We start from the raw sequence: 9,184 nt of genomic DNA on the forward strand, positions 1-9,184 counted from the left end.
GCAGTGGAACGAACCCTGCGGGAAATGGGCGTGACGCCGGATGAGAGAATGTTAAAGCGTTATAGCGAGTTGAATCTGGCCCAGTGGCATTTGCTGGAGCAGGGAAAGATTACAAGATCCCAGGTGAAAGTGCAGCGCTATGTGAATCTGTTCCGGGAGTATCATATAGAAGGTGACCCGGCAGAAGCTGCAAAAGTTTATGAAGCCTATCTTGCCATTGGTCACTATTATGTAGAAGGTGCCGAGGAACTTCTGAAGCACCTATCTGAAAAATATCGTCTTTATATGGTTACAAATGGAACTTTCAGCGTACAAAAAGGACGCATCAAAAGTGCCGGGATGCGCCCTTACTTTAAAGATATATTCATATCAGAAGAAATCGGTTACGATAAACCGGGTAAAGCCTATTTTGACTATTGCTTTTCAAGAATATCGAACTTTCACAGAGAGAACACCGTTATTATTGGTGACAGTCTTACCTCAGACATACAGGGTGGAAAAAACGCCGGCATCCGGACCATCTGGTATAATCCTCATCAGAGTCAGAATACTTCAGAAATTCAGCCGGATTACGAGGTTAATGAGCTTTCAGCGATTGAAGACTTATTGGAAAAAATTTAGTTTTGCGTTGATGTTCTAAGGCATAGAGAATAAGATTTAAAAGGCCTGCGAAATAAAGATGAAAATGGTAGTATGATGGAGTGGATAAGATTGAGTAAAGAAAGGAACTGACAGATGATTCGTTTACTTGCATTAGATATGGATGGTACTTGCCTGAACGGGCGCAGCCGGATGACAGAGGAGACAATCCGTACAATACGTAAGGCTGCAGATGCAGGCATCATCATCGTGCCGACGTCAGGACGTCCATTGACGTGTCTGCCATATCAGATGACGCAGGAGAAAGGTTTGTACCGATACACGATCACTTCTAATGGTGCACAAGTTGTAGACCTGGAAGAGAAAAAGACCCTTTTCCGGATGCTGATGAAACGTGAACGAGTGGTACAGTTTCTGAGGGAATGTGAAGGGTTGAATGTGGTCCGGATGACACATATACAGCATCGTTATGTGATGGAAGGACCATTGATGGAAGTGGCAGGGCGTATTGTCTATGGCAGAGATGTGGATGGCATCCGCAGAGTCAATGATATGGAAGCCTTTGTCGAAAAGATTCATTATGATATAGAAGAAGTACAGGTCTATTTTTTCTCCGGCAGAACCCGAAGAAAGGTTGCGGAGATACTTGAAGGCTATCCGGAGTTTTCATCAGCATTTGGCAGCAAATATGTGGAGATATTTGCGAAGAACACTTCTAAGGGAACCGCATTAAATGCATTGGCATCAAGGCTTGGCATTGCTAAAGAGGAAATTGCCTGTATCGGTGACAGCGCCAATGATCTGCCAATGTTTGAAGCGGCAGGATTGAAGATCGCCATGGGTAATGCAGTGCCGAAATTGAAGAAGAAAGCCGACATAGTCACTTATTCCAATCATATTGATGGTGCAGCGAAGGCCATTGAGCAATACATTTTGTAATGGCTTATCTTTAGGATTGATTTTTGGTCAGAACAGATAATTATATAAAATATGCGCATACTAATAGAGCATTCAGAAAGGTGTTATTTGGATATAACACTTTTGGATGCTCTATTTTTCGTGCTGCAGGAGGTCCGGTGAGATTTTTCGCAGCATGGAGATACATTGCGTACCGGAAAATGTATACGCTGCTCTTGTGAGCAGTCATTATTTTAAGGAGAAATGAGGTATGGAATATGGAAGAACAGACATTGCACATTTTAAATGAATGCAGCTCAGGGTGCAAGATGGCCATTCACAGCATGCAGCAGGTTTTGGAGTATGTGGAAAATGAAAAGCTGGAGCAGGTGATTATGGCGGCAGAACGCAAGCACAAGGAAATTGCAGCACGGACAGCAAAGGCGCTGACATGTTATGGAGAAAAAGGAAAGAAGCCGGGAGCGGCGGCGGAAACATTTGCCTGGCTTACAACGGAAATGAAGATGTTGATCCGGGATGACAGCAGTCAGATTGCAAAGATTATGACCAACGGCTGCAACATGGGCATTCAGTCCATCATGGAAGTTTTGAATGAAAACCCGGAGGCGGATAGAGAGAGCAAAAATATTGCCGGGGATCTGGTGAAGGCCGAGGAGCATTTCGCGGATGAATTGAAGGCATTTCTGTAACTATTTCAGCGAGACAGCAAATTAGGCAAGGAAGCAAATTGGACAGGACATAGAATCAGAAAGTCGGATGAAAGAAAAGTTAGAGGCATTAAAACAGAGGTACGGGAACTGATAGAAGTCTGAAGATTGTTATACTCTTATTAGAAGGTCAGTGAATGGTCAAAATGCAGAGCCATTCACTGGCAGATTGAAAGGAGTCAACAATGAGAAAAGGAAGTAAAGTAATAAAAATTAAGTATGAAGAAGACAGTATTTTTGTTGGTGCAGCCTGGGGGAGAAAAAGAACAAGATGGGGACGAAAAGGAGCCAGACTGACCCTGGAAGCTATATCGGATTATTTGAAAAAAGGAGCTGGTGTGCATAGGGAGGAGGCTTATCTGGACGAAGTGAAGTGTGATTTGCTGAGGTTGATTCGCAAAAGATTATATCAGCAGGCCTTAAAGGATGGAAAAGAAATAAAGGAATATGAGTGCAGCTTTGAAGGGGTCGTGATATGGCCGGGAAAAAACAAATTTATCTGTTTTAATTTTGGCGATGGTGCTGTTTTGGGAAAAACAGATCAAGGACATATAGGCAGTCTGCTGCTATCTGAAAAAAGAATCAGGAAGCTCCCGCAATTGACAATGGATGGAGCTGTTTCTGCCGTCGGACTGAAAAGAGGTGTTTGGTCAGCTTATCATGAGTTGTATATACTGGAAGGACGTCAGGAGCGATGGGCGATGTCCGTCAGTGAGGATAAAATAGAAGAAGGTGAGAATCCGCTGCTTTTGTCGATAAAAGCCTGTTGACAGAGGCAGAAGCATGCAGAAATTGTGTACAACAGGCGGTGTTTATGAGATAATAGATTTTATCGAATAAACGGTAAAGGAGAGAGAAAAATGCCTTTGTATACAGATATGATTATGGATAATTTTGAGGATTATGCCAACCACCATGAAGATGACGGTGTGATCAAGCTTCAGAATATGCCGGAAGATGCTTCTATGGAACAATGGGGTGCGAAGCTTCAGGAAATCGCCGATGAATTTATATGTGCACCGAGATATTTTCTGATGTGCTGGCTGGCATCCTATTGTCTGGATAAGGATTTGCTGGATGATGAAACTTACACCAGAGAGTTTCCTGCTTTTACATACCAGAGAGAAGGTGGCCGGAAGAAATTCGGGTTTCAGCCGGTTTCGAAGGAATATGCCCAGAACCTGGAAGAGGATGAGAGAGATCAGTATATCGATATTTTATCGGAAATTGCGGCCAGTCATTCCGGTGACAAGAAAGCGGAATGGAGAGGTGTATTCAGGACAGCATTTTTGTGGCACAAAAAGAAGAAAAAAATGATTTCCAAAGAGGATGGTTTCAAGATTGCGCATGGATTGGATATGAGCTATACGTTGACGGATTTCTTTTTGACCCGTGTACTGGAAAATGATGGTTTTGATTTTACGAAGTCAGCGGATGTTATCCATGCCTACTGCTGTTTCAGAAGCAAATGTTATCAGGACTTTTTAGAGTTAGAGGCCCTTTACGCTGAGGCAGCAAAGGATGTTGCTCAAGGAACAATAGAAGAAAAGCCGGAACATTTTACAGAAGGCATGCTGCCTGGAGATGAAGAAGGTGCCGGACGGAATCAGGACAACTCTTTGTTTGGACTGGTAGAAAAGTGGAAATCCGAAAATATTGAAATCGTTGATGCAGAAAAACATCTGGATAATGTGGACCTGAAGTTTATTGATTGGATGAAGGAGAAGGCACCATTTCTGGATTTGCCGGGAAAAACAGCATGTGAGATTTTTAAGAGACTGACAGCGTTTGTCTATGCAGACAAGGAAGAAAGACAGCAAAAGCTTGAGATACAGCGTGAAAATGGCCAAAATGCTTCAGATGATGACTGGGATGATGAGGAGTCACTGGAAGAGGATGCCTGGGATAACGTTGAACGGAATATTGTTTCAGATTTAAAAGGTGTATACAGTGAAGGAAGTTTGTGGCAGCTGAATCAGGTGGTGGGTGAGGCCTTCGTCAAGGAAATCCAGAAATGTCTGAATGAATTGTCCGGAAAGCTTTATAAGAATCATCCGGAACGACTGGCCAGATATCTGTTTGTGGATGCCAACGGTGAGGTGAACATTACGGTGATCACAAGCCGACTGCCGCTATTATTGTCAGGAAAAGCAAATGTGACAAAGGCAGATATGCTGTTTATGCTATGGGTGGCTTACACCTTATATCAGCGTGAAACCGGAGAGCCGGAGGCCCTCAGCGACAGAGTATGGAGTTTTATGGAGCTGGCCAATGATGTGCTGGAGAAGGCTTTTTTGCCGGCATTCTACATTCCGCATATTCTGGAACGTTCATTTTTGATCAGTTTGTGTATGAATGGGCTTGAAAGTGAAAACGAGGATATTTTCTATTTTGGTGAGTCTCCTTATGAGATATATGCTGCGATGTGTCAGTTTTCAGTCTCTGTAACAAAAGCATAACGAGGTTTATAGAGGTATGCGAGACTATTTGAAAGAAAAAACCTTTATCCGTTTTCCAGGCGGCGAATGTTATGAAATTTTGGGCATGATCGGCGAAGGTGGTTCCGGATTAATTTATTCTGCAGGAAAAGTTGTCAGGCAGGGTGAAAATTATGTGAAGGAGAACAGCCTGCGCTTTGCCCTAAAAGAATGTTATCCCATATCCAGACAGTTTAATTTTTTGAGAATGCAGTCGGGGGAAATTGTGTCGGAGAATGAATCGGAGGCTGCTGCCAATTATCTGCGCTGTGTGGCATCCATGCAGCTGAATGAAGGACAGATGACATCGGAAATTTATGATTCAGAGGCCATTCGATTGATACCGATTCAGCGAATTGCCAGCAGCGTGGAAATTTCCTTTGACAAAGGACAGCATTTTCATTATGTGAATAATGCCTTTACAGTGATGGCTTCCATGGAAAATAAAGGAGAGTCCATTGCTTCCTGGTATCAAAAGAACGGCAGATATACGATGGAGATGATTTTTAGAGTCATTCAGGAAACGTTATTTGCTGTGAGAGAAGTGCATCTGGCTGGCTATCTGCATTTGGATCTGCAGGAGGGCAATATTTTTGTGACCGGACAGCCGACGGATGAAAGTCTGACCTGTTTTCTGCTGGATTTCGGCTCAGCCAGAAAGAGACTGGCAGATGGACTGTGTGCCCCTGTGGGTGATCAGCCGATTTTCTCATCAGAGGGCTATCGGGCACCGGAGATTGTAGGAATCATGACAGGTGAAACACCGGATTTCAGATTGGGACCGGAAGCGGATTTGTACAGCATAGGCTATCTGCTTTTATATCTGCTGACAGGACGGCGTTATTCGACACGCATGCTGGAGGATGTGCGAAAGTCTTATGATGGGCATTATCTTACCAGAAAAAATATTCAGGATATGAAGTGCCCGCCCCATGCGGAAGAAATCATACAGCATATTCTGGAAAAGGCACTGGAAACAGATTCGAAGAAGCGTTATCATACGGCCGAGGAAATGTTAAAGGATGTATCTGCCGCGTTGAATGCACTTCGGCCTTATCATTCCCAGATTGCCGGAATGAAATACGATGCTTATATTTTGTACCGGTCGGATAATATTTTACATAAACATGTGGCCGTTACTTTGCAGAAATTGTTGGAGCATTTTCGGACGCCGGGACTGAAGCGGATTCAGCGGGTTTTTCTTGATGAAACGGAGTTGTCTGCGGATTATCAGGCAGACAAACAGGTGATGGATGCCCTGAAAGCCAGCCGATATCTGATTATTATCGGTCAGGATTCGTCAGGTGATGATATCTGGCAGTCAAAAGAAGTGAAATTTTTTCTGAAAACCCATAAACCTTCAGATGTACTCACAATTTTGGCTGTACAAAATCCGAAACAGTCGGAAATCTCGGAGTCATCAAAAGCGGCAGAAGCATCAAATGTGTCTGGAACATCAGAAGTGGCAGGAATAGCAGCGGTATCGGAGTATGCAGTTGTTAAAGTGGACGGCAGGGATCGTAATTTTCCGTTGGCAGCGGATATCCGGGGCGCTTCTGAGAAAGAAATTCTGAAGAAGCTGAAGAAGGATGGCTTTTTGAGAATTGCAGCACCGATTCTTTCAGTGCCTTATGACGGTCTTGTGCAGCGCTACCGAAAATATAAACTCAGAAAGAGAATCACAATGGCGGCGGTATGCCTGTCAGTGGCAGCTGTTTTCACAGTTTATGCGCTTTATCAGTCTTATCAGATTGCATTGCAGGAAACCATCGCCAGAAGGAATAAAGCACAAAATCTGTGTGTGCAGGCTATGGATCAGTATGACAGAGGAGATAAAGAGGCCGCCATTGATTCTGCACTGCAGATGAATGCCGAGGCAGGGGATACAGAAAATTATGTGATACCTGAACAACTATACACATTGAATACGGCACTGGATAGCTTTGAGTCCGGATATCGCATGCATTACTCGCCACTTCAGAAGGTAAGCGGGGATTTTTCACAGGTGGCTTTTTCAAAGAACGGCGGCGAATACAGTTATGCCATTAATCAGGAGGGAGAGTTGGAAGTCTTTTCTGCAAAGGAAGAGAAGATGATATGGACGTTGGATACAGCGGCTATTCAGTCTTTTGTGGATGAAACGATAGAAACTGAGGATGGTATTCAATTTGTTGAGGCATTAGATACACATCGTGCCATTGTGTTTATTGGAAAAGACAGTGTTGTGAAGGATGTGCATGCCTATGCCCTTGTCATTGATGCGGACAGCAGAAGTATTATCTCAGGTTTTCCGTTGGAAGAACCTATTATCAGCTACCGAACAGCGGCTGTCTCCTGCAATGAGCGCTATTTGGTTTATGAAGCTTCAAAGCTTAAGCTCTATGTGTACGATATTGAAAAAGGGTCTCAGGTTGAATGCATTTTGGCAGAAACAGGTAATAAAGAGTATCAGTTTACAGATGTGTCGATTTGTGAAGACGGAAGTAAAATTGCAATTGGAACGGAAAAAAGACTTATTGTATATGATATAGAGAGTAAGCAGATGCAAACAATTGCCAATGTTCCGATTGGCAAAGTGGTATGGACGGATAACAGCCATGTGGCGTGCATGTCTTATCAGATCCAACAGGAATATTTTGCATCCAGTGACCCATGGAGCCGTGAAAAACGACAGTATGCGATAGAAGTTTATGATATCACAAATCAGGGAAACGCAGAGACTGAGAATGAGAAAACGACGGCAGATGCAGTTATGACAGACTTGGCTTTTGATACGGATACCATGGGCCTGAAGGTGATTCATAGAAATGTGACGGATGAAAACGGAAATACAGAAACAAAGACAGCACTTCTTGGTTGGATGCGAAGCAATCTTTATTTTATCGATGCAGAGACAGGAAAGGCAGAAGATGTCCTTGCTTTTCAGTCGGATATTGTATCGATTCAGAGCAGGACAGATTCCGAAGATTCTATTTTCGTTGCTTTATATGATGGCAAAGTGATGCAGGTGACAACCAGTGAAACAATCGGAAAACGAAAAGCCTATGAAGTAGACAATGAATTGGATGGCTTTTCTTATACATCAGATAAGAAGTTGATGATGTATACAGAAGAAGGAATTGTTCTTTGCGGTTTATCAAAAGACGGGGAGATGGTACAGCATTCGTTTTCAAGTGATTCTTCAGATGACAGGTTTGTGGACGCCACTGGCAGTATGGAAGAAATGCGGCTGTCATCAGGAGAGGCCTATCGATTGATGTGGCTGAATGATACCAGCAGGGAAGAAGGTATGATCGTCAGGCATGCGGTTGAAGTGTACCCGCTTCATTCAGATGAATTACTGCTGCATTATGAATGTGAGGATGGCAATACCATTAAGATGGTAAAACTCACAGAAAATGATACCGGAACATTTCTGTGTGTGCTGGAGCTAGCAAATGACCGAAATGATGAAACAACAGGAAAAATCAAGGTGTTATCCCTGGATGAGGAAAGCGAACAGTTCTCCTATGCGCTGGATGGACAGGAGGGGGTGGATGCCTCAGGATGGTTATGGATGACGGACATAATGCCTGTGCAGGATCTATGCCATGCCATGACTTTGAATCGTGACGGTCAGCTTTATTGGGTAGATTTTGAAAAAGGAACCGTGGAACTGTTATCATTTGATGAGAATGAATGTGAGAAAATCCTAAGTATGTCCATGAGTCCGGATGGCAGGAAGATATTATTGCTGGGTGTGAAGAAAGATTATCTGCAATTATTGAGTTATGATGTGCAAAATCAGCAGATAGATGCTGATACAACCTGGCAGTCTGAGCCAACATCAAATCCGGAGAATGCATTTTTAGCGGAAAACAGTGATGGATCACAGGTGGCTGTTTATGATGGCAATGCGGAGTGTTATCTTATTGAAACAGCGCATTTGAAACAGAAACAAGTTGTTGACATTGAAAATGCCAAGAATCTGCAGCTCAGTTTTTTTGAAAATGATCAGTTCCTGTTAGGGGCAGATTCAGAGTGCATCTGGCTGTATGATTTGGATAAGCATCAGGTTGTTTCGAGTTATGCAGTCAGTATGAGAAATCATGCCATGCAGTTAACAGCTGATATCTCCGGCAGTTATTTCACATTGAAGGAAATATGGGTTACAGAGAACATTCGACAGGATGAGGGGATGAGCAAACAGAATTGTCATATTTATTTCGTGGATGAAAGCCATCAGATTTATCCTTATGCAGATGTGGCCTTTGGCTATCGGCTGCCGGATGAAGAGATGGTTTACCAGTTTAACAGTGACGGTTATGCGGAACATCCGCTGTATACGTTTGCAGATTTATATAAAAAAGCTCAGAAAGAGTAAAAAGTATCTGCTGAAATCGGTCCATGAAGGCGTGATTTTGGCAGATACTTTTATATTTAGAATGAAACAATGTAAACCGGATTTTGTCCCTGCATCAGGTGATAAGGTCCGGCCTTTTT

General features: G+C 43.2%; 6 protein-coding genes. All 6 read left to right on the forward strand.

The annotated features are described in order from the left end of the window. On the forward strand, nt 1-621 hold a 621-nt coding region (locus WMO25_RS10355), incomplete at its 5' end, for a YjjG family noncanonical pyrimidine nucleotidase (protein ID WP_349085248.1). Between the two features lie 114 nt (nt 622-735). Then, nucleotides 736-1,539 carry a Cof-type HAD-IIB family hydrolase gene (locus tag WMO25_RS10360; RefSeq protein WP_349085249.1) on the forward strand — a complete coding sequence of 268 codons (804 nt, stop codon included), beginning with the start codon at nt 736-738 and terminating at the stop codon, nt 1,537-1,539. 236 nt (nt 1,540-1,775) lie between these two features. After that, nucleotides 1,776-2,207 (forward strand): hypothetical protein, encoded by a 432-nt coding sequence (locus WMO25_RS10365; protein ID WP_117526617.1) that lies wholly within the window; start codon nt 1,776-1,778, stop codon nt 2,205-2,207. 203 nt (nt 2,208-2,410) lie between these two features. Beyond that, on the forward strand, nt 2,411-2,995 hold the full coding sequence (locus WMO25_RS10370) for a protein phosphatase 2C domain-containing protein (protein ID WP_349085250.1): 585 nt from the start codon (nt 2,411-2,413) through the stop codon (nt 2,993-2,995). A gap of 90 nt (nt 2,996-3,085) precedes the next feature. Beyond that, nucleotides 3,086-4,684, forward strand: a complete 1,599-nt coding sequence (locus tag WMO25_RS10375) for a hypothetical protein (protein WP_349085251.1) — start codon at nt 3,086-3,088, stop codon at nt 4,682-4,684. Nucleotides 4,685-4,700: 16 nt separating this feature from the next. Then, nucleotides 4,701-9,065 carry a protein kinase domain-containing protein gene (locus tag WMO25_RS10380; protein ID WP_349085252.1) on the forward strand — a complete coding sequence of 1,455 codons (4,365 nt, stop codon included), beginning with the start codon at nt 4,701-4,703 and terminating at the stop codon, nt 9,063-9,065. The last annotated feature ends 119 nt before the right edge of the window (nt 9,066-9,184 follow it).

The organism is Coprococcus intestinihominis (assembly GCF_040096555.1).
Lineage (GTDB): Bacteria > Bacillota > Clostridia > Lachnospirales > Lachnospiraceae > Coprococcus_A > Coprococcus_A intestinihominis.